The organism is Pseudomonas pseudonitroreducens, assembly GCF_021603645.1.
Classification (GTDB): Bacteria; Pseudomonadota; Gammaproteobacteria; order Pseudomonadales; family Pseudomonadaceae; genus Pseudomonas; species Pseudomonas pseudonitroreducens.
This window is the reverse complement of sequence record NZ_BQHJ01000012.1, coordinates 227977-248805: the sequence shown is the minus strand read 5'-3', so window position 1 is coordinate 248805 and position 20829 is coordinate 227977. Positions and strand designations below refer to the sequence as shown.

The window sequence follows — 20829 nt, the reverse complement described above, 5'->3', positions numbered from 1 at the left end:
GGATGACCGGATGATCCGGTGAGCGACGGCGATCTCCTCAGAAGCTACAGCCATACCGGTTGGGTATGAGAAGCTCCAAGGGCGAGCATGGCCCGGTTCTTATTGACTTTCTATTACACATAAACGGTGACGTTTCCGCCCGGGTGGTGCGGGTGCTGCGCGAGCTGGCGCCGCGGCTTGAGGTGTATTCGATCGACGAGAGCTTTCTCGACCTGGCCGGGCTGGGCCGGCCGTTGGCTGGCTACGGGCGGCACATTCGCGCGGAGGTGCAGCGCCTGACGGGCATGCCGGTGGGGGTCGGCATCAGCACAACGAAAACCCTCGCAAAGTTGGCCAATTGGGCCGCCAAGCGGCGCAGCCAGAGCGGGGTGGTGGTGGCCACGCGGCCCGAGCAGCAGGCGGCGTTGCTCAAGGACGCGCCGCTGGGCGAGGTGTGGGGCGTGGGGCGCAAGCTGCAGGCGCACCTGGGCGCGCTGGGTGTTAAAACCGCCTGGGATCTGGCGCAGCAGGACGCCTGGACGATGCGCAAGCAGTTCTCGGTGGTGCTGGAGAAGACCATCCGCGAGCTGCGCGGCGAGGCGTGCTTCGCCCTGGACGAGGGGCCGGAGCCGAAGCAGATGATCACCTGCAGCCGCAGCTTTTCGCGCCGGGTGACGGAGCTGGCGCCGCTGCGCGAGGCGGTGGCCAGCTACGCCTGCCGCGCAGCGGAGAAGCTGCGCGCGCAAGGCGATGTGTGCCAGCTGCTGCAGGTGTATATCCGCACCGGGGTGTTCAACCCGGACGAGCCGCGCTACGCGCGCACCGCCAGCGTGCCGCTGCACACGCCGAGCAACGACTCGCGCGACCTGGTGCAGGCGGCGCTGGCCGGGCTGGAGGGTATCTACCGGCCCGGCTACCGGTACCAGAAAGCCGGGGTGATGCTGATGAACCTGGCCAGCCCCGGGCAGGTACAGGCCGACCTGTTCGCTCCGGCGCCGCGGCCGCGCAGCGCGGCGCTGATGGCAACCGTGGACAGGATCAACACCAACATGGGCCGCGGCACCGTGCGCCTGGCGCGCGTGCCGGCCCTGGGCGGCTGGTCGATGAAGCAGGAGCTGCGTTCTCCGGGATACACCTGCCGCTGGGACGAGCTGCCAAGGGTACTTTAGAACATGAACAGGTGAGGGAGCCGCCGTTGCTGACAGCGACCTACCAGGCGTACCAAGGATTAAGGAGGGCGTGACGCACCCACTATCATTGAGTCAGATGCTGCCGGTCGTGACAGGCCGAAGTCGAACCACAGCTATCGGTCGAGGTAGGCAACAACCGGCCAAGAGCTGCCCGAGTGCGAACTGACTCGCTCTAGTTGACTCAAGCGTTCATTGCCCCAGAGCAATCAGCGAGGCTGGACTGTCTGGCGGCTCTTGCGGCTCTATGATGAAACCTGCCTGATATCCAACACGACCCAGACCTCATACCCTTTCTCCCGTGCTGCTTTCTCGGCCTCGAGTTGGGCAGCGAGAGTACTGATGGAACGGGAGCGGTGCTCGAAGTGGAATGGCGAACCACCGTTCTTACGCACGCTCAATTCAACGAGTGTGAAGGTAGAGTGCTGTTTGGGTATGGGCTGCTTCGATTTCGAAGGCGCGAGGTCTAGGCCAAGTGCGCGCCGCATCTCGACTTCAGTGAGTTTTGCGTCAGTCAAGCGAGATCCCTAGAGCGATTGCGGGTGACGCCATTGTACCGAGAGGTCGTACTGACATGGCCTGAGTTCGATGCTGGCGAGCCAATAACCTCATCTCTGCGATATGGCTACGAATCGCCAAAGTAGTCATCACGGGCGACTAGTCCGAATGGGCGATCCTCGCAGGGCTGCTCATCGCTGAACATATTCTGCGTACGGCGCTCCTGCTTCAAAAACGCTAGTGCCGCGAAAAAACAACTTTCGCATAGATTGACTCGATAGCGTTCGCCATCATGCCCTGCGCCATAGCCCCAGAGCGCCTGGAGCGTCCCGAACTGCTCGCCGTATCCCGGCACCCTCGTATTGGTAGCGCATACATCGCAAATGGTGTCTTTATCGGTCTCTGTCACCGGGCAGTCCTCGTGTTCGTATTAAAGAGGGTAACCGAGGGCACTGCGCAACGGAGCGCCTTTTGCCAATTCTCCAGCCCCGCTGCGTTAGCTCAAGCATGGTCTGGTGCGCCATGCCAGCGGTGGATATGGCAGGTCTGCGACAACTGAACTGGGCTATCCAAAGGAGGATTCAAAAGCAGCTGCGCTGATATGCTTATCAACAGCTGCTGATGCAGAAATCCGCAATCCGACTGGGTCAATTTTCCATCAGCGCCAACACTTAAAGCTGTCCAACGACGACCTGTGCCATGACTCGTAACGCGACGAGTGTCCGGAGATGCGGTTGGCGTTGGTTCGTCATGGTTGTCCGCTGCACGTTTCTTGCGTTGCCGGCGGCGACCACTCCATTCCCTCTTCGAGGATCGGATGGCTTTCGCTCACGACGATCAACGGTTTGTTCCGATTCACCAGCGCGAACATGGCGATGGAGCCTTCGACATCCGTCACCGGCACCTCCCCCTGTGGGTCAAGCCTGCCAACCCAGACATATTGCCGGGTCTCCAAACATGCAAGGTAATACGAAATACCCATGTTTCCTCCGAATTCGAATCAAGTCTTTTGCTGTGCCAATCCGGAACAGGAGGCGGTGCTGCCGCAAACATCAAATGTTACCGCCAATGCATTTTTGACCCAGGTGCCGACGCTATTCTGACCCAACCCAGCAGTCTGAAAGCGAAATTCTACAACTCGTTTGGTGCTCGAAACTGGGTCAATGAAATTCCGGCATGTGGATGGAAAATGCACCGGCAGCAGCATGAAGCTGCTGGCGCGCGATCCATGGGTCTGTGCTTGGAACGACATCTGGTGATTTACCTACAGGATAAAACTGCGGCTTTGAGCTGGTCGCCACCAACTGGATGCGAAGCGGACAAGGGTCGGGCGGTTCTGGTTGGTGATCCGCTATAGACTGCTTCAGTAGCGTTGACACTGCTCCCTCAGACACATCTACGCTGTGCCGCCTGCGGGTCGACCTGATTCGAGCAGGTCATGTCAGCTCCAACGCCATGCGCATCCATTTCGGCATTTTGCAGGCCATTAATGTGGTTAGGTCTTCAGGCCTGAGCACCTTCTTGATCGCGGCAATGCATTCCGGGGTAGAACCGTCTTTACCGAGATAAAATAGTGCGCTGATAGCCATCCCCACCTCGGTCCCGGCTTGCTGCATGACCATTGGTGCCGCATGTACCAGCCGGACTTCAGCTTTCCCTATAAATAGCGATCGGCTGGACCCGCTTGTGTAATAGATTGAAATGAGTGGCATCTGGGTGCTCAGTCCAAACCTTCTAACCGCATTGGCACCATGAATCTGCAGAGCCTGACGGCTCTGTCTGGCAATCAAGCTCACCACTTCCCATGCGTTTGGGCGAACCCGTGCAACGTATCGACTGGATTTCGGGCGCATGTAGACTCCTCGATGCACCCGCTCAAGTTCGCCTCGGCTGACCAGACGGGCTATTGCCTTAGATACGGCGCTTCTCGTTCCAAGTGCCGCAAAACGCCTTGTGCTGAAGGGCTGCCCTTTGGGTAGGCGCATGACCCGTTGCGCAATGCGAGTGGATACCGGCTGGGCAGAATCAGTGCAGGACATTGCGGCGTTCATTTCTACTCGATGAAGTCCAATGACGAGCTGAACAGTGGCCAATGTAAGGCGATCACTCTCCGTCGGTATACATCATCTGGCGCATCACCTACCAGGCACTCTTCGAGGCGGCCCAGTGAGTAAATCTGGTCGGCCGACGGGTAATGTCTGAGCAGGCTTTTCGCATAGCTGCGGATATCCTGGGGTAGCTCAGTATTACGAGACAGCTCTCGCAGGAATTCTTCGGTCTTGATGACGCTGCGGGTTCTTTCGCGAGGAAGGGTCAATGCGGCTATCTCCTGATTTAATCAACCACGTCAATCGGAATCCGTGTCTTGAGCCCTATGCCCATCTTCCGAGCAGTCTGTTAACCGTTACGGCGGTCGAGCCGTCCGCCTTCGACAGCGGACGCCACTCCATTTGAGTAATGGTGTCACAGCACTAAAAACAAGCTAGCAATTGCTGCCTGTAATGCTGGGAAAAACTCACCTGATAGCTTGGCCCAGCTGCGCCCCCTCCAAGCGAGACGATGTTCGCGGTATCAGCTCCAATAACCTGCTCAACTCCAATTTTCATACTGTCATCCAGGCCATCGATATTACCGGCAGCTCCAATCAAGCCGGCCTTTGAACCTGAAGTGGACGCTGGCATCTGCACCTCGTTCAGCACTGCCAAGTCATCCGGCAGATCATCCGCAATTCGCTCTGCAAAGCTCTGCAGCGTCGGCTCAGCCAGCATAAACAGCCAGGCCTGATCATCGGATTCGCCTGTTCGCCGAAGCACCCGCCCCAGCACTTGCCTGTAATGCAGCTCGGTACGGATTCTGCTGAGGTAGCAGCACACTTGCAGGCGGGGAATGTCGGTGCCTTCGCTGATCATTCCGACGGCCACAATCCAGCGGCAGGCGCTGCTCCGGAATGCGTTGATCACCTGCTGCGCATCCGGGGTTTTGTTGGTCACGATGCGGCACTCTTCACCCATTGCTTCCAGAGCCAGTACAACTTGCTGGGCGTGTTCGATGTCTGTGGCCACCACCAAACCAGCGGCATCAGGTTTGATCTGGCGTAGCTCGTTCAGCTTGCTGCAGCCAAGATCGAGGATTGGATTGATCACCTCGTCATGACGCAGAAGTTCCTCATAGGTGACAGGTGACTCCCCTAAAAGCTTGGCGATGCTGGGAAACAGCCTCACGGAGCTATCCGCGCCAAGCTCTTCCGTAAGTTTCACCTTCTGATTGTCGAGCAACACAATGCGAGGTGATCGGCACACGTCGTCGGCAATGGCATCTTTCAAGCCATAACGGTAATCACAGATCAAATGCCCTTCGGGCGAAGAGTAGCGAGCCAATGCGATGGCCTTGTCGTCCGAACGCCAGGGCGTGCCAGACAGGGCCAACGTGAAGGCAGCCCGGTCCTGTATCCGATGCAGTATCTGCTGCCCCCAGGCATTGCTGAGCAGCGGATCGTGGCCGGCGCAATGGTGGATCTCATCGAAGACCACGAACACCCGGTAGTCATCAAGCAGCTGCCAGAATCCCTCATCACGGTATTCCATAGCCTGATAGGTATAAGCCGCGCCTACGGCACCTATCTGGCCGTCGAGACGCCTGCCTAGCACAGCCGCAAAGGTCGAACGAAAACCCTCCACGACCTGGCAGGACGGCGCAAAGCACAGCACCAAATCAATTCTGTCCTGCTCAAGCAGTCGGATGGCCAGTTCTGCAGCCATGCGCGTCTTTCCAGCTCCCGGCGTTGCCTGGCAGAAGAAGTGCGGCGTGACGGTGAAGTGCTCCAACGCCCGAGTGATGCAGCTGTTCTGCCAGCTCCGTAGCGAGCTGCTCATCGTGGCGCAGCGAGCGTTTTGAGGGTCTTTTCTATGGCGCGCAGATGCCCCAGTAGGCGAGAACTGCGATCCCTGGCCTCCAGATAATCGCCTTCAAGCTTGTCCCGCAAATGCGGCATCTCGTCCAGAAGCAGCTTGAATCGCTCCGCTTCGCCCATTGAAGTGAGAAAGTCCAAGCGGATTTCCTTGTGGAGCGCTTCCAACTGCAAATCCGTATTGGCTGACGACTCAAGCGGCAAAGCTTCCGCATCGCGTACCGCTGTGCCTGGCTCGGGCATTCCGGCGGCCATCAGGCTGTTCTCAAAACCGTTGTCTATCAGTTCGAGTTGCAGATGTGTCGGAATCGGCTGCAGGTGGTAAACCTGCCCTCGAACACGGCGGTCCTCGTCCGGTGAAACCCAGCCCGCGCGCACTAATCGGCGAATCTGCTCATACACATAGCGGCGCACATCGGCGATACGGAATTGTGTGCCACTCAAGCGAGCGGCATAGGCATCGCGCAGTTCGCGGGTCGTAAACGATGTACGCCCAGGCTCCTGAAGCAGCTCATACAGACGCCTGTCGAAGATATACGAGGCCGATTTCATTGAGGCACCAGAAGAAATAGCGCGAAAATGCGGATTATAATCCGTGGCTTGTACGTCCGCAAACGCACGATATTGCCGCCTCAAGTTGAATTGAGACGGTCATGGATAAGTTGGCGAAGGCGTTAGGGGAACGCATCCGAATGCAGAGGAAGGCCTGCCGGATTTCCCAGGATGCACTGGCGCTGGCGTGCAGTCTCGACCGCAGCTATGTAGGCCGGATCGAGCGTGGCGAGGTCAACATCACCGTCGAGAAGCTCTACCGCATCGCAGGCGAACTCGCCTGCGATCCTTCAAGCCTTCTGCCAAAGCCGTCTGAAATCTAACCAGAGCAAGTAATACCAGCGCTCAAGAAGGTCAGACAGCAGCGCCGCTGATACCTTGCCCCAAACCTCCAGCCGCCGTCAGCATCTTCAAAATCACCAACGCAAACGCCCGGCTCTTGGTCTCGTTATCCAGCACTTCCAACGACATCTTTTCGTTGTCGGTCATGGCATCCAGCACGGTGTCCAGTACGCGCTTGGGGAACAGGCCATGCATCACCTGTTCGACCGAGTGGTTGTTGACCTGGGCCATCACATCCTCCTGACGACTGATGCGATTGGCGATGCCGGTGAGGAACTGCAGCTGATCCTCATCGCTCACCTCGGCACCGAAGATATCGTTCAGCGCCTCGATGATTTCCGATAGCCGCTTCTTCTCCGGGTCATGGGGTTTGCCGCTGCCCAGTCCTGTAGGCGGTTTGAGGCCGTAGTCGCCTTGTTCCTCGCTCAAGCGCAGCTGGTGCTCGGCGCGCTTGGTCAGGCGGTAGTGGGTCAGTTGCAGTTCGCCCACGTCCACGTCTTCCTGATCGAGGCGATCCACACGCAGCAGCGGGTGCAGGTGCTTGGCATACACGCACAGCTGCTCCAGCTCACGATCCTCATACGGAATAATCTGCGAGAGGAACTCGTACAGGCGCACGAAGCTCTGCAGGTTCTTCTTGAACAGGTCGAGCTGATCCACCTGCTCGCCGGCTTCCTTCACGGCTGCTTCGGCCTTTTTCACGCCGGCGCTGTCGCCGTTCTGCTCGGCGGTACGCTTGAAGTCCAGCGCGTGCTGGCGTGATTCCTGGGCCAGCTTGTAGCGCTTGGCGAAGCGCTCCTTGGCCGGCGCGCAGTAGTAACTGAGCTTGCTGGCGGCGGCCTTGGGGTCGAAGAAAGCCAGCGCGAATGCCGCCACTTCCTCCCAGTGGTAAATGCCCTCGGCATCCAGCTTCTTCTGCAGGTCATAGATCAGCTGCGGGTCGGTCACATCAGTCAGCTCGGCCTTGGTGTAGTACGGCAGAAAGGCGTCGAGAATGTCCTGAGGATCGTTGAAGAAGTCGAGGATGAAGGTCGGCTTGCTGTCGCCGAAGGTACGGTTCAGGCGCGACAGGGTTTGCACGCAGTCCACGCCTTGCAGCTTCTTGTCCACGTACATGGCGCAGAGCTTGGGCTGATCGAAGCCGGTCTGGTACTTGTTGGCGGCGATCATCACGTTGAAGTCCTGGGTGTCGAAGGCCTCAGCCAGATCACGCCCGTTCAAGCCGGGGTTGAGCAGGCTGCTGCTTTCCGTCACCTCTTCGGGAATCACCCCATCCGGCAGCACACTGCCGGAGAAGGCCACCAGCGGGTGCACATCGGTGTAGCCCATCTGCTTCACATAGGCCTGCACTGCCAACTGGTAGCGCACGGCTTCCTGCCGGCTGCTGGTGACCACCATGGCCTTGGCCTGGCCGCCCAGCAGGTGGCGGATATTGGCGCGGAAGTGTCCGACGATCACCTCCACCTTCTGGTTGATGTTGTACGGATGCAGGCGCACCCAGCGCGCCAGCTTCATGCGCGCCTTCTTCGAGTCCACTTCCTCGTCGTCGCCGTCCGGGTGGGCGATCTTCCAGGCGGTGCTGTAGGTGGTGTAGTTCTGCAGCACATCGAGGATGAAACCTTCCTCGATGGCCTGGCGCATGGAGTACAGGTGGAACGCCTCGGGCTTGTTGTCGGCGCTCGCCGGCAATGTTGGGTCGGGAACGCGACCGAACAGCTCCAGGGTCTTGGCCTTGGGCGTGGCGGTAAAGGCGTAGTAGCTGATGCGCTCGTTGGGCGCACGGGCGGCCACGGCGGCATCCAGCAACTCTTCGGCGCTGATTTCTTCCGCGTCCCCTTCTTTGCCCAAGACGGCATCGCTGCCGAGAATCTGCTTGAGCTTGCTGGCCGATGAGCCGGTTTGCGAGGAGTGCGCCTCGTCGGCAATCACCGCATAGTGCCCGCTGGCCAGCTTGGGGTACTTGTCCAGCGCATCGAACAGCGCCGGGAAGGTCTGGATGGTGACGATGATGATGCGCGTCTGCTCGGCCAGCGCCTCGGCGAGTTGCTCGGACTTGCTCTGGCTGCCGATATCGCGGGTGATGCACTTGACCACGCCCTGGGCGTGCTCGAACTGGTAGATGGTGTCCTGCAGCTGCTTGTCCAGCACGGTGCGGTCGGTAATCACGATCACCGAGTTGAACAGGCGCTGGCCTTCGGCATCGTAGAGCGAGGCCAGCTGGTGTGCCGTCCAGGCAATCGAGTTGGACTTACCCGAGCCGGCGCTGTGCTGGATCAGGTAACGCTTGCCCGGCCCCTCATTGCGGGTGGTCTCGATCAGCCTGTTGACCACTTCCCACTGGTGGTAGCGCGGGAAGATCAGGGTCTCCTTGGTCACGCGCTTGCCGTCTGCATCTTCCTTCACGCTCTTCTGCAGGTGCAGGAAGCGGCCCAGCACCTTGAGCCAGGCATCCGGCTGGAACAGGCGCTGCCACAGGTAGCCGGTGGCGTACTGGCTGTCATCCGGCGCGGGCGGGTTGCCGGCACCGCCGTCGAGGCTGCCGAGGTTGAACGGCAGGAAGAAGGTTTCCTTGCCGGCCAGTTGGGTGGTCATCGCCACCTCATCCTGGCTGACGGCAAAGTGCACCAACGCGCCGCGCTTGAAGGTCAGCAGCGGCTCGGGCTTGCGCGTCAGCGGGTCTTTCACCGGGCGGTCGTAGCGATACTGGCGCTTGGCATTTTCCACGCTCTGCTTGAACTCGCTTTTCAGCTCCAGCGTGGCGACGGGGATGCCGTTGACGAACAGCACCAGATCCAGACGCGGGTTGTATTCCCCTTCACGGCAGTGGGGGGAGTACGACACCTCCTGCACCACGCGCAGGCGGTTGCACTGGTAGCGCTTGAGGGTGTCCGGATTCATGCCGTGGTCGGGCTTGAAGCTGCATGCCTCGATCTTCACCCCCGGCAGCTTGAAGCCATGGCGCAGCACATCCAGGGTGCCGTCCTGCTCCAGCTCGCGCACCAGCTTCTGCACCAGCACGCTTTCAGGGTTGTTCGGGTTGGCTTTGGCGAACTTGTCCCAACGCTCGGGCCAGGCGTCCTTGAAGTAACCGAGAAAGTCCTCGGTATACAGCGCCGTGCGGCGGTCATAGCCACTGGCCGGGCCGGTCAGCCAGCCCTGGGCGACCATGGCGGTGATGATGTCCTGCTGGAACTGGGCTTCCTTGCTGTCCGCCATTTAGTCGGCCTCTGCTACTGCTGGTTCGGGGGCTTGGGTACTGGCCGGTGGTTGCCAGCCGCGTACGTCGATTTTGCCGGTGACGGCAGCGGAGATTAGGGCGGTGCGGCGCTCTTGGAGCAAGAGTAAGCTTCGTTTGGTCTCGGACATTAGCGAGTCCATCTCTAACTCACCACTTTCAATGAAAGAGACTATGCGAGCCTGCTCCTCAAGAGGGGGAATAGGGAGATTCAAAAATTTCACATTGCCGCAGTTCAAATGCGGGTGCATCGCGCCCGTTTGAATAGAAAGCAAGCTGTGATATCCATAAGTTGAATTTAGAACCCATGACACCCACTCGCCTAAAACAACCTCACGGACAGGCGAGACAATAATCAGCGCATGACAATTACATCCAGCGTGCTCTTCTGTAACAACGGCGACCTGCCCAATATCACCAGTTTGAACAATTAGCACATCGCCGGAAGCAAGGATTGATTTTGCATGCTCAGCGCTCCATTGCTCTGACACGAAATACGGCACTTCAAATTTTATCTTATTAGACTTTATGTGTAGCGACTGTAAGTAACGAACACCTGGCTCATCGACCAATATGTCACGTGTAGGCCCTACATACCCGTTGGTAATTTTTTTGCTTATCGATGAGATTGATCTGACCTCCCAATGCGCCGGCACCTCACCCAGCCACTCCACGCCGGAGTCTTTCATCGGCACCGTCGGGTCGAGGCCTTTGGTGACGGCGTGAGAGATGACGGCCTGGCGCTTTTCCTTGAGCAGTTCGATCAGGCGCTGCTGCTCTTCGATCAGCGCGTCGATGCGGGCGGTTTCGTGGTCGAGGAAGCGGGCGATTTGGGTTTGTTCTTCAAGCGAAGGCGTAACAACTCGAATATTACCTAGAAGCCCGCGACTAATACGTTGCATTGTGGCCCCACGAGCAAGGTTACTCGTGTGCTTAAAATACTCTTCACTGCTAAACAGATAAACGATGAATTTCTTATAAAACTTTAAGTCCGGCCTAAAAATAACATTATCAACAGAGGTGACCACTCTCCCACCGAGGTTTGGAACCACGCAGGCCCGCCCAATAGGGTTGTTTAAACGAGAGACCAGAACGTCACCCTCGTAAACCTCTGTACATCTGAGGGCATGGAAAGTTTCTTCGGAAATAAATCCAGCACCTTGCTCTTTATACGCACCCTCGCCGACATTCCCTGTTGTTATGTAGCGAATCCCATCTGACGAAATATCCTTGCTCTCAATCCAGTCACCATCTAAGAACAATGAATTTCGCTCAAGCGCCATGTACTTAATGGGAACACTACTCCAATGGTCAGGCACTTGGTCTAACCACTCGACCCCTGAAGCTCTGTATTTTGGATAACAGGGAAACGTCATGCCGACAGCCCCTCGATCATCTGCTTGATGCGGTCGGTGCAGCCTTTCAGGTCGCGGTCGATTTCTTCCAGCGGGCGCGGCGGCTGGAACACATAGAAGTGCCGGTTAAACGGAATCTCGAAGCCGACGATGCCGACTTCGCCGTCCTGTTCATCACGCTTGCTTTCGTCGATCCAGGCATCCGCCACATGGGGTTTTACTTCGCGCTCGAAGTAGTCGTACACCGACTCGCCCAGCGGTACGTTCTCGTTGTCGCGCAGGCCGGCATCGGCTTCCGGCTGGCCTTTGACCATGCAGATATCCGCTTCGGAGTCGCGCTCGCTTAAGCCGCTGAGGATGGCCTTCAGCTCGGGCGTGCTGGGTGATACATCGTGGGCGCTGAGCGTCTTTTTCAGCAGCTTGCTGAACTGCTCGCGGTTGCGATGTACCACGCTGGCATCCATGGCTTGCAGGGCTTCGATCAGGCGCTGGCGGGCCGGGGCTTCCAGCTTCTCGATGGCTTTTTCTTCCAGCACCTTTTCAATGCGCTGGCTACTTACCTGGAAGTTCAGGCGCAGTGGGCGCTCGACGGTGATGCGCCGGTAGCCGAAGGCTTCGACGGGGAAGATCTTGCTCTGCGCGGTTTCCTCGAAGCGGCCATAGAGTCGCACCAGCGCGTCGATCTGCTCCTCGGTGAGGTACTGGCGCTTGCTGCCGAGGGATTTACGCATCTTGGCGAAGTGCTGGCTGCCATCGATCAACTGCACCTTGCCCTGGCGCGCGGCGGCCTTGTGGTTGCTCAGCACCCACACATAGGTGGCGATGCCGGTGTTGTAGAACATGTCGGTAGGCAGGGCGATGATGGCTTCGACCAGATCGTTCTGCAGCAGGTAACGGCGAATCTCCGACTCGCCCGAACCGGCGCCACCGGTAAACAGCGGCGAGCCGTTGAGGATGATGCCGATGCGCGAGCCACCTTCGCGCGGGTCACGCATCTTGCTGACCAGGTGCAGCAGGAACAGCAGCGAGCCATCGGACACACGCGGCAGGCCGGGGCCGAAGCGGCCGTTAAAGCCCTTTTCGCTGTGCTCGTCGGTGATCTGCTTCTGAACCTTCTTCCACTCCACGCCGAACGGCGGGTTACTGAGCATGAAGTCGAAGCGGCTGTCGGCCAGTTGGTCGTCGGACAGGGTGTTGCCCAGCTTGATGCTGGTGACGTCCTGGCCCTTGATCAGCATGTCCGCCTTGCAGATGGCGTAGGACTCGGGGTTGAGCTCCTGGCCATGCAGCGACACGGTGACCTGCTGGCTGATGGACTGGATGTACTCGTCGCCCTCGGAGAGGAAGCCGCCGGTGCCGGCAGTCGGGTCGTAGATGGTGACGATGCTGTTGGGCTTGAGCTTGTCGTCCTGCCCGGTGATCACCAGCGAGGTGGTCAGGTGCACGATATCGCGTGGGGTGAAGTGCTCCCCGGCGGTTTCGTTGGAGCTTTCTGCGAACTTACGGATCAGCTCTTCGAAGATGATGCCCATGCCGAAGTTGCTGATGCGCTCGGGGCTCAGATCAGTCGCGGCAAAGCGCTGCACCACCTGATACAGCAGGTTGGCGGCGGAGAGCTGCTGCACGAAGTCTTCAAAGTGGAAGTGCTCGAAGATCTCGCGGGCGTCCTTGCTGAAGGACTGCACGTAGCTCATCAGGTCGGCTGCGGTCTGGGTGTCGGACAGCGTGCCCAGGGTCAGCTTGGAGGCATTGAAGAACTGCTGCCCGGCAGCGCGCAGCAACAGGCGCTCACGCACCAGGTCAGGCCGGCCTTCCTGCGCATAGGACTCACGGATCACCGCTTCCCTGGTCGGCTCCAGCACACATTCCATGCGGCGCAGCAGGGTGAACGGCAGGATGATGCGGCCGTACTGCGACTGCTTGAAGTCACCGCGCAGCAGGTCGGCAATCGACCAGAGAAAGGCGGCGGTCTGGGAATGGTTTTCCGTGTTCACGCAGCTGCTCCTTGAAAGGCGTGCAAAGCGCCGAGTGTAACTGAAGAGGGGCAGGCGAAATCACTTCGAACCCAAAGCCGTTGGCGTTTAAAGCGCTGATGCGTCCAGACCTATCTACAGAGGCAAGTCAGCCGGCGGCACCTTCCCGATTTGTCCTGACCGTATGCACTCCCATATCGACGTGTCCAGAGCTGCTCACCAAGAAGGCAGCATGTCTAGTGCCTGTTCTATACCACAATCTCAGAGTAATTATGTCGGTCTAAAATAGCGGACAAACCAGCATCAACGCGCGAACGATGAAGATCAGTCAGAAGATTGTCGTGCACATATCGGTTGACTAGATGAACATAGTATTCAAGTGTAGTTCTAACATCAGTGTGGCCCAGCATTTTCCTGAGATCTTCGTCGAGCGCTGCATCGTAAACAAAACTCCTTCCAAGTCTATTCTGGGCTTTCAACGCCTCATAAACAAAATATGTCGCACAGGTGTGCCTGAGCATTCGTGCATTGAATCGTATGGCTTTAAAATCAGTAGCGCTCTCGGAGTTCTTCGCTGCAGAAACCACCTTGCTAAAGTTATAACCAAGCATTCCATGAGTAACAACATCACCACGAGCGGAAAGAAACAAGTCGCTATTCCTTGGTGGAATGCCATGCTTAGCCTCATATAGCTTCGCTCGTTGCCGCCTTAAGGGTAAATAATACTCGCAAATAACTCTCCACAGCTTCCCTGGAAAGTCTATGGAGCGCCATTTTCCCTTGGACCTAAAATAATAATAGATCGCGCCATTATCTAACCCTTCTGGGTACTCACCCTCATCATAAGGAATGAATCCATAATTTTCATTTCTCCCTCGGTAAGGCAATTGAAAAAGATCAATCGGTCTAAGCCCGGTAATTCGTATGATCGCTGCGATAATTTGATAAACAGGATCATTCAACACGCTGAGAGCTATTTCATAATCAGTTTGCCTTACAAATTTCTGCATTTCTCGTTGATGCATTGCTGGTCTACCACTGGGCAGATTAAATCCCAAGGTAGTAACTTTAACCACTGGGTTGATATGGGCCAGGAGTTTCTGGTCTTTCAGCATGTATCGGATATCAGTCCTACTGATATCCAAATAGTGTTTATAGCCCTGCTTTTCGGCCCACTGATAGAAGCTCCAGACCCTTGCCGCAATGTGATACATGGTTTTGTGAGACGGACCATCAGGAAGCGCATCCGTTGGAGATGCTATGTGAACAAGGAAGGCATCAAAAACATCCTCATCCACCAACTGCCAGTTCTGCGCGCCAAATACAACTTCAGCCCCTTCGATTGGGCTATCGTCCAACCACTGCAAAAACCTTCTCAGGATATTCGCATAGTTTCTTGTCGTTTCATCACTCCTTGAACGTATCTTCGAGACAGCCATCGCCCACATGGTCGGTGCTTCAAGGACGTTATGATTATCATCAAAATAAATCCCTACGCGCTCTCGCATATAGCCAGAGTGGCTGGCCAAACCGTTTCCAAAATGAAGGATACACATAACTATTTTGGCCTCGACAAGGGGTACACCACAAGCGAATTAGAAACTTCATTTAAATAGTCATTAAACTTACAAAGCGAAGCAGACAAATCTCCTAACCGCTGCTCTAATTCTTCATCATGAGTTAAACCATTTTGGTGAGCACAATTGGCATCCGCACTGCGCCCATAAAGAACACCATGCGCTCTTAATTCGGACTCAAGATCACGAAGCAGAGTTACTACCTGTGAGTTTTGATAAATTATGCTTCGCTGAATCCCACACGCTTCAACCAGCTTTACTCTTGAAAGCCTAGTCATATCTGCTGAAACGAAATCAGCCCAGTCTCCCATGCGACGTCGCTCTTCAACAAACGATTGGAAACGCTTTAGACTATTCACTGATTTCAAGCCAAGATGATTGAGTCGAAATTTTCGCTGAATTGTATTTCTTCGAACCGCGCAGCCACAACTTTGATGGATGAAATATTCAATTCAAGAGCCGCACCATTGAACTGTTTTTCGGCCCTAGAGATACAGGCATCAAGGCCTAGACTAAATCGAACACAGTGCACAGGCGCGTTAAATTCTTTCCTAACCCTAGAAACTAACAAATTCCGAGTTGAAACTGTATCACTTGCCCCACTGACATATAAGGATACGCCTGGAGTAGGTGGCTTGTGATTATCAATCCAAGATGACTTGCCGCACATTGGAAGACCACACATTATGTAGACTGCGGTAACAAGTGAAGATCGATTCTGACTAGATAACGAATCCAGTTTCTCCAAAAAACTCAGAATGGCCTCAGAATCTGAGCCTGCATTAGGCACTTCCAAAATAATCTTTGAAGTGATAAATCCTGATACCGCAGGAGTTAATGATTCAGCAAGAGCCGCCTTGAGATCTGCACGTAGGATTGCGTTCTGATTCTTCTGATGAGTTAGCTCTTGAAGGAGCTTAGCCTTCTCAACTTGCTTAGCAGGCTTTTCACTAGCCAACGCAAAGTAATATTGTACCCTGTCGATCAACTGATTATATGTGGTGCTAGCGCGCTCCCTTAGTAGGGCTAACTGCTCCTCCAACTCTTTCAGTCGATGATGTATTTCTTGAGTATTTTTGAGTGGCTTTTTGACATCCTCACTTGAATCCTTTGTATAAACCCCAGAATGAGTTGTTCCTTTTATGACTTCTCTGACCTTCACCCAGTCAGGATCATGCTTTTGATTGATTGTTGCACGACCGACACCAGATAATTTAGAAACTTCCATCACTGATAAATTTTTTCGGCCGTCGCTTTGGAGCGCTGAAATAGTCGCATACACCCGATTGAGGAGATCCTGCTTAGCCATGCGCTACCTGCTTTAGGAAATTATGTGCTTCATCCCCTACAACCTCGTGAAGTCGCTTAAAGGCTTCAGCGATACGCCTCTGCGAATATTCCTTCTGAGTCGCTCCACAGTACCTATGCTTAATCATATTATCGTGGAAAATTATCTCATTTTTTAATGATGGAGCATTGGCCTCGACAAATGCAGCATATCTACAATTATATGGGTCACACGCAAACAAGTTTGGATGAAGCCTCGACCCAGGGCTATCATTCTTAGCATCACAAGGTGACTCGCTGGAAAGACCCGGCGTTCGCATACAGATTGCAAGATTCGTTCTATGCAGAAGCTTCACACCTTCATCAAGCAAAGAGGCGACATACTGACTTAAACTCTCTTTTCCCGCGTTTTGCAATTTAGCCCTGAGTATTGGAGACGAATTAGCAGTCTTGGCCAACCTTTTGCCGCCAATGCCCCCAATTTGACCAGAAATTACACCTTGCAAAACCTCGACGAGAATTTCCGTATTTTCTTCAATCAACGTAGCTTTGACTTCATCGTTCATGCCTGGTAAAGAAAGGATGTACCTTAACGTCATTTTTAAGCTGCGGTGAGAAAAGAGGCGTGTAATAATTTCAAGATTCCGCGAATCTTGATGAATTATATAAAGGGCAAGTGACTTCCGAAAACGATGTGGGTGTACTCTATAATCAATACCCAGGTTGTTTGCCACTCGATTGCAAGCTCGCTCTACCACAGTGGACTGCGGAGTGTTTCCAAAACTTAACTTTGGTATCTTGACAAACAGATAGTCGTGATTACCGTAAGCACGAGCATCCCGCCCTATTTCAATTATTACTTCAATTGCGTCAGCAGCAATTTTTGGGATAGGTATTGTTTTAATGTCGCCCTGTGACGAAATGGAGGTTTTGAAAACAGTATAAGTAAGCCAATAACCCTCAGACTTAAACGAAAGACAATCCACCTTAAGACCAATGACCTCTGATCGGCGCATCCCAGTAAGACATAGAAGAAGCACGATACACGCATCGATCAGAGAGACAACAACGCTAATCACAGCAGTTTGATTTATATACTCCCCCTCATCATTCTCATGCGTTCTTTCCTTGATTTCTATTCCCCACCAGGGAATACCGCTATCTAGTAACTTAGGTTTATAAGCCCTAAATCTTTTAACTCCCTCAACGGACGCCGTTGACACACCAATATTCATCGCGGCAAGCTTTCCGGGGTTCTCAAAAGCACCTACTATGGTTGGCGCAAAATTTTTATACAGCCAAAGGACGTCATCACTATAGTTTTCAACAAACCCCACACAGTATCTAAATATTTCTGCATAGTCATCGAGCGGAATGGGTTCGAAAGGTCGAGAGGACTCGTCGTATTCTCTTCTATATTTGGCGACAAGCTCTTTAGTTACGTATGAATCGTATAGTGAGTACTCTGACGGAAGCATACCCATCGATGACACGCCCTGCCAGAAGGACATTAAGTAACAGAATTCCCACTTAATCCCAGATGTGGGCAGCGACTCTATATAGTGCTCCACACTCGACTTGGCCAAATCATTCACCGTCCTAAAATCTGGTGAATTTTCCGAACCTAAATATAGACCTTCGGCTTGAAACAACCCGACAAGTCTTAATACTTTTGTTTTATCTGACTCAAGAGATGTATAAGCATTAATGCGACCATGAATTCCGAAGTGCGGTACACGGTAAAATAGTAGCGCCCTAGCAATATTCACCCAATGTTCGTGACCTACTCCACAAACATTCACGCCATACATATTCACATAATCAAAATTGATACGTATGGGAAATCCATTAGGGGAGGGGTAATCCCCAAAATCCCAAACCGGATCGCCGAAAGAGCTTCTAGGACTTACCCTAATATAACTCCACTCGTTCTTATCAATTCTGGAAAGATTGAGTAAATTTATACTATCGCAAATGATCCCAAGTGAAGAGTCGCCACTCAGAATCTCATCATCTTCTTCAGTAGCGATAGGCTCTGACTCTTCCTCGTGACAACCCAGTCCATTCCTTATTTCTTCTAAAACGGCTTTTATTTGGTCACGTGTTGGAGTTGTCATGAGAGCCCTATCATTGTCAATGGCAGTGCAAAATCGTTATGTACTGATCGATCTATTGCCTCAGCAACCTCAATCGGATCCCCCCAGCCCTCTAGAACCCCCTTCCACGCTAAATACTCAGCGCGATAGCTTTTCTCCCATTCTAAGGGATTTAACCGCTCCCTCAGACCGTCAAGGTCGGAAATTCTTCTTGCAATAAAAGGTAATGCTTCTTTGAAGATCACACACTGTGAGCATAACGGGCAACGATTGAAGTAGTTGCAAGGCGTATCCGTCCTAAGAAAACTTTCAGCGCCTGGCCAATCTGGTCGTCTTGAATTTAGACAACTTGCAATGAATGTCTGACCTTCCGGAGAAAGCAACTGTATTACCGAATCTTCAGAAGAATTCAGCCTGCCGACTAATGGTGCAACAACTGACCGTAGTTTTTCTTTGCTACCGCAGCGTAGAGTGGCTTCACGCAGCTCAACCAAAGACACATCTGTAAGAAGATTTGCTGAGTAACGCCTAAAATCTTCTTCATGCTTTCTCTGAATCTTTCTTAGACGCCCATTTAATATTTCTGCCGACCCCCAGTCACTATCATAATGATTCACTGTGGTATCGATATCCGAATGCCCCATCATTGTCGAAACTTCGTCTATATCTAAACCCTGTTCTCTCCGTCGAGTTTCGTAAGTAGTTCGAAGACGTTTCGTTTCAATTCTGGGGGATTTGGTATCCGTATCCAATTTTATGCGGTGGCGATGTAGAAACTCCGTTGATGCGTGCCCAAAATTCGTAGTGGTCACCGGCGTGCATAAGCGGCCAAACTTATTCCACAGATTCTTCGAAATGACACACTGAAATAATTTACCCTTTAAATAATGAGGCGACGAGAAATGCTTGGTTACTTCAGCGGCAACAAAGCGCAAGATCTGATACGTGCCAAACTTATCTCGCTTGTTTGATCTATGCATTTGGCTTTTGTTGGACCGTCCCTTGTACCCATAAATAATCACATAGTCATCATCCAGAAGGTCCTCCTCAATGTGGTCGTCTAGGTTATCGCTTATCGATACCACGACCTCAAAGTTCCAGCCCGTCTGCAACATCACGAAGAGAAAGAATGGGAATATAGTTCCCATTGTGAAGGCTACTCTGCTGAAGTATGCCATTTGACCTACTTCATAGGGTAGGTGCTCTGGCCCAACCTTCATATACATCAAGGCCGACCGTAATCTTTTTTCCAGCGTAGAATATTTTTTGTTTGTTCCGTGAGCGGTGTTTTTACTCCACTCAGTGGAAAAGAGATGTCCAGCTTCCTCGAAGCTCACTTGCATAGGCCAATCAGGATAAAGTCTTCCTACATTTGCAGTTGCAATTCGCCCAGATTCTTCTCGATCACAGCCATACACCATCCCCCGTTCACTGACCTCAGTACCAACTACAGGGCGACCTTTAGCCGCCAGTTCATGGGCGCGGGCTCGGTAAATGCCCAGAAACCTCTCTATACTTATTCCATTTGCCCGTATGTATTCTTTAACATCTCCAGTGGAGCGTATAACCCACTCAAACCCTTTAATGTGTGTCGCCTTGATTGACCCGTTGGATCTTTTAGTTTGCTCTTTTACAACCAGATCAAACATCAAGTTTTCTAATGAAAGATCGTATGCCAGAATTGGCTTCTCGCCTTCCACTACACTGTTGTAACTCTCCATCCACTTCATAATAAACTTAATATCGATCAGGCATCCCTCCACAAGCTTATTATGAATCTCCCTGCTGTATCCTTCTGTTATTTGCTCGTTCATCCCCGGTCCAGTCGGCCATTCAAACCCTTTGCCGACCCAGCCCTGCCCTTTATATTTATTTTTCAACGAAAGGAAGATATTTTTTAATGCGCCGTATCTTTTTCTATTTACGGTGCGACCTGGATACGAACGAATTAGAAATGACCTAAAATTCGCGCATACCTGCCCATCGACATCAGCAACACCTTTGACTGATTTATTGATCGGCTCAGCGCTGTTAAGAAACAGCACAAACTCTTGAATTGAGTAATAGATGTCTTGATGGGATTGATATGTGATCAATCTCTTTGCGGAATGGAGCTGCGCACCTATAAGTAACTGCTGGACAATTAATTTATGGTGCGGATACTCAGTGACAAGATCTGTGAAGTCACGGACGTATTCCCTTGTGCCAGTAGTCTTGTTTCGGACAAGCAACCCTTGAGCTGAAACATCGACTTGTCCCCTAGCAGTGCTTCTTTCTTGAATCGCTTGGGGGGTGTTTTCTGGGAGCTTTCGCTGGAGGGTCGGTCGTTCTCGCGACTCAAGTGCAGACTTGGAGAAAGGCTTGCGAGGCATCTGACGTCCATTTGGATGGGTCTCTAGCCAGCAGTATCAAGGATAGCTAGACACTCTGGCCATACATTTCTTTGTCAACGATAACGTGCTCGCAGCCGCGATAGGGATTGATCGAGCGGTCGAAGGGCAGGTCCGGCGACTGGTTGCGCGAGATCACCGACTTTGCCCGCTCAGTGCGGATTTCGGTCACCTGGGGCTTGGGCACTTCGTCGTACCAATCGTTATCCACAGGCACCGAAGTGGTCGGCGCGAAGCGGTTGTGCGGATTGCTGGCGGTGCCCCGGCCGCGGGGCGGAAGGGAAGTGGACATGTGGGAAAGCTCTGAAGAAATGCTGTATATAAATACAGTAATCCACGGAGTTTTCCACAGCCAGCAATAACTGCTCGGCGGTCGGACCGAAGCTATTGTAGGAGCGAGCTTGCTCGCGAACAGAGTTTCCCGGCTGCTCGGGAGCCAAGCGGTTCGCGA

Annotated in this window: 17 protein-coding genes and 1 pseudogene; 2 read left to right on the top strand and 16 right to left on the bottom strand. The window is 53.8% G+C overall.

Annotated features, from left to right (window positions below; translation table 11 throughout):
• Positions 1-65 precede the first annotated feature (65 nt).
• Positions 66-1148: a DinB/UmuC family translesion DNA polymerase gene (locus L6D89_RS26520; protein WP_011979100.1), complete on the top strand. Its 1083-nt coding sequence runs from the start codon at positions 66-68 to the stop codon at positions 1146-1148.
• 643 nt (positions 1149-1791) lie between these two features.
• Here L6D89_RS26520 and L6D89_RS26515 read toward each other — a convergent pair.
• The 7 genes from L6D89_RS26515 to L6D89_RS26490 all read right to left on the bottom strand — a co-directional run bounded on the left by L6D89_RS26515 (position 1792) and on the right by L6D89_RS26490 (position 6123).
• On the bottom strand, positions 1792-2073 hold the full coding sequence (locus L6D89_RS26515) for a hypothetical protein (RefSeq protein ID WP_003152698.1): 282 nt from the start codon (positions 2071-2073) through the stop codon (positions 1792-1794).
• Between the two features lie 339 nt (positions 2074-2412).
• Positions 2413-2646: a hypothetical protein gene (locus tag L6D89_RS26510; protein ID WP_003152701.1), complete on the bottom strand. Its 234-nt coding sequence runs from the start codon at positions 2644-2646 to the stop codon at positions 2413-2415.
• An 18-nt stretch (positions 2647-2664) separates the two neighbouring features.
• Positions 2665-2916, bottom strand: a complete 252-nt coding sequence (locus L6D89_RS26505; protein WP_125093639.1) for a hypothetical protein — start codon at positions 2914-2916, stop codon at positions 2665-2667.
• Between the two features lie 184 nt (positions 2917-3100).
• The gene (locus L6D89_RS26500) at positions 3101-3703 is read right to left on the bottom strand and encodes a DUF6088 family protein (RefSeq protein ID WP_031300087.1); all 603 of its coding nucleotides are present in this window, start codon (positions 3701-3703) and stop codon (positions 3101-3103) included.
• Positions 3704-3717: 14 nt separating this feature from the next.
• On the bottom strand, positions 3718-3981 hold the full coding sequence (locus L6D89_RS32705) for a BPSL0761 family protein (protein WP_011979096.1): 264 nt from the start codon (positions 3979-3981) through the stop codon (positions 3718-3720).
• 154 nt (positions 3982-4135) lie between these two features.
• Complete coding sequence (locus L6D89_RS26495) at positions 4136-5536, bottom strand: DEAD/DEAH box helicase (protein WP_011979095.1); 1401 nt, start codon at positions 5534-5536, stop codon at positions 4136-4138.
• Positions 5533-6123, bottom strand: a complete 591-nt coding sequence (locus L6D89_RS26490; RefSeq protein WP_034065828.1) for a hypothetical protein — start codon at positions 6121-6123, stop codon at positions 5533-5535. Before L6D89_RS26490 ends, L6D89_RS26495 begins: the two co-directional genes overlap by 4 nt.
• A gap of 101 nt (positions 6124-6224) precedes the next feature.
• Between L6D89_RS26490 and L6D89_RS26485 the strand changes: the two genes are divergently transcribed.
• Complete coding sequence (locus tag L6D89_RS26485) at positions 6225-6446, top strand: helix-turn-helix domain-containing protein (RefSeq protein WP_011979093.1); 222 nt, start codon at positions 6225-6227, stop codon at positions 6444-6446.
• Positions 6447-6477: 31 nt separating this feature from the next.
• On the opposite strand, the gene L6D89_RS26480 is transcribed toward L6D89_RS26485, so the two are convergent.
• The 9 genes and pseudogenes from L6D89_RS26480 to L6D89_RS26440 form a co-directional block, all read right to left on the bottom strand.
• A complete protein-coding gene (locus L6D89_RS26480) occupies positions 6478-9681 on the bottom strand; it encodes a type I restriction endonuclease subunit R (protein ID WP_011979092.1) in 3204 nt (1067 codons plus the stop codon).
• Positions 9682-11076 carry a restriction endonuclease subunit S gene (locus L6D89_RS26475; protein WP_011979091.1) on the bottom strand — a complete coding sequence of 465 codons (1395 nt, stop codon included), beginning with the start codon at positions 11074-11076 and terminating at the stop codon, positions 9682-9684.
• Entirely contained in the window at positions 11073-13049 is a 1977-nt protein-coding gene (locus L6D89_RS26470; protein ID WP_011979090.1) for a type I restriction-modification system subunit M, read from the bottom strand. Before L6D89_RS26470 ends, L6D89_RS26475 begins: the two co-directional genes overlap by 4 nt.
• Before the next feature lie 227 nt (positions 13050-13276).
• A complete protein-coding gene (locus L6D89_RS26465; RefSeq protein ID WP_169311241.1) occupies positions 13277-14557 on the bottom strand; it encodes a tyrosine-type recombinase/integrase in 1281 nt (426 codons plus the stop codon).
• Positions 14558-14586: 29 nt separating this feature from the next.
• Positions 14587-14916 (bottom strand): hypothetical protein, encoded by a 330-nt coding sequence (locus L6D89_RS26460; protein ID WP_123789211.1) that lies wholly within the window; start codon positions 14914-14916, stop codon positions 14587-14589.
• Positions 14917-14969: 53 nt separating this feature from the next.
• Positions 14970-15914, bottom strand: coding sequence for a hypothetical protein (locus L6D89_RS26455; RefSeq protein WP_236201663.1), 945 nt, complete (start codon positions 15912-15914; stop codon positions 14970-14972).
• A complete protein-coding gene (locus L6D89_RS26450; protein ID WP_236201662.1) occupies positions 15907-18009 on the bottom strand; it encodes a tyrosine-type recombinase/integrase in 2103 nt (700 codons plus the stop codon). The genes L6D89_RS26455 and L6D89_RS26450 overlap by 8 nt, the downstream gene beginning before the upstream one ends.
• Positions 18006-20360, bottom strand: coding sequence for a site-specific integrase (locus L6D89_RS26445; protein WP_011979087.1), 2355 nt, complete (start codon positions 20358-20360; stop codon positions 18006-18008). Before L6D89_RS26445 ends, L6D89_RS26450 begins: the two co-directional genes overlap by 4 nt.
• 85 nt (positions 20361-20445) lie before the next feature.
• Positions 20446-20670 (bottom strand): annotated as a pseudogene (locus L6D89_RS26440) (PA0069 family radical SAM protein); the annotation flags it as partial.
• Positions 20671-20829: the final 159 nt, after the last annotated feature.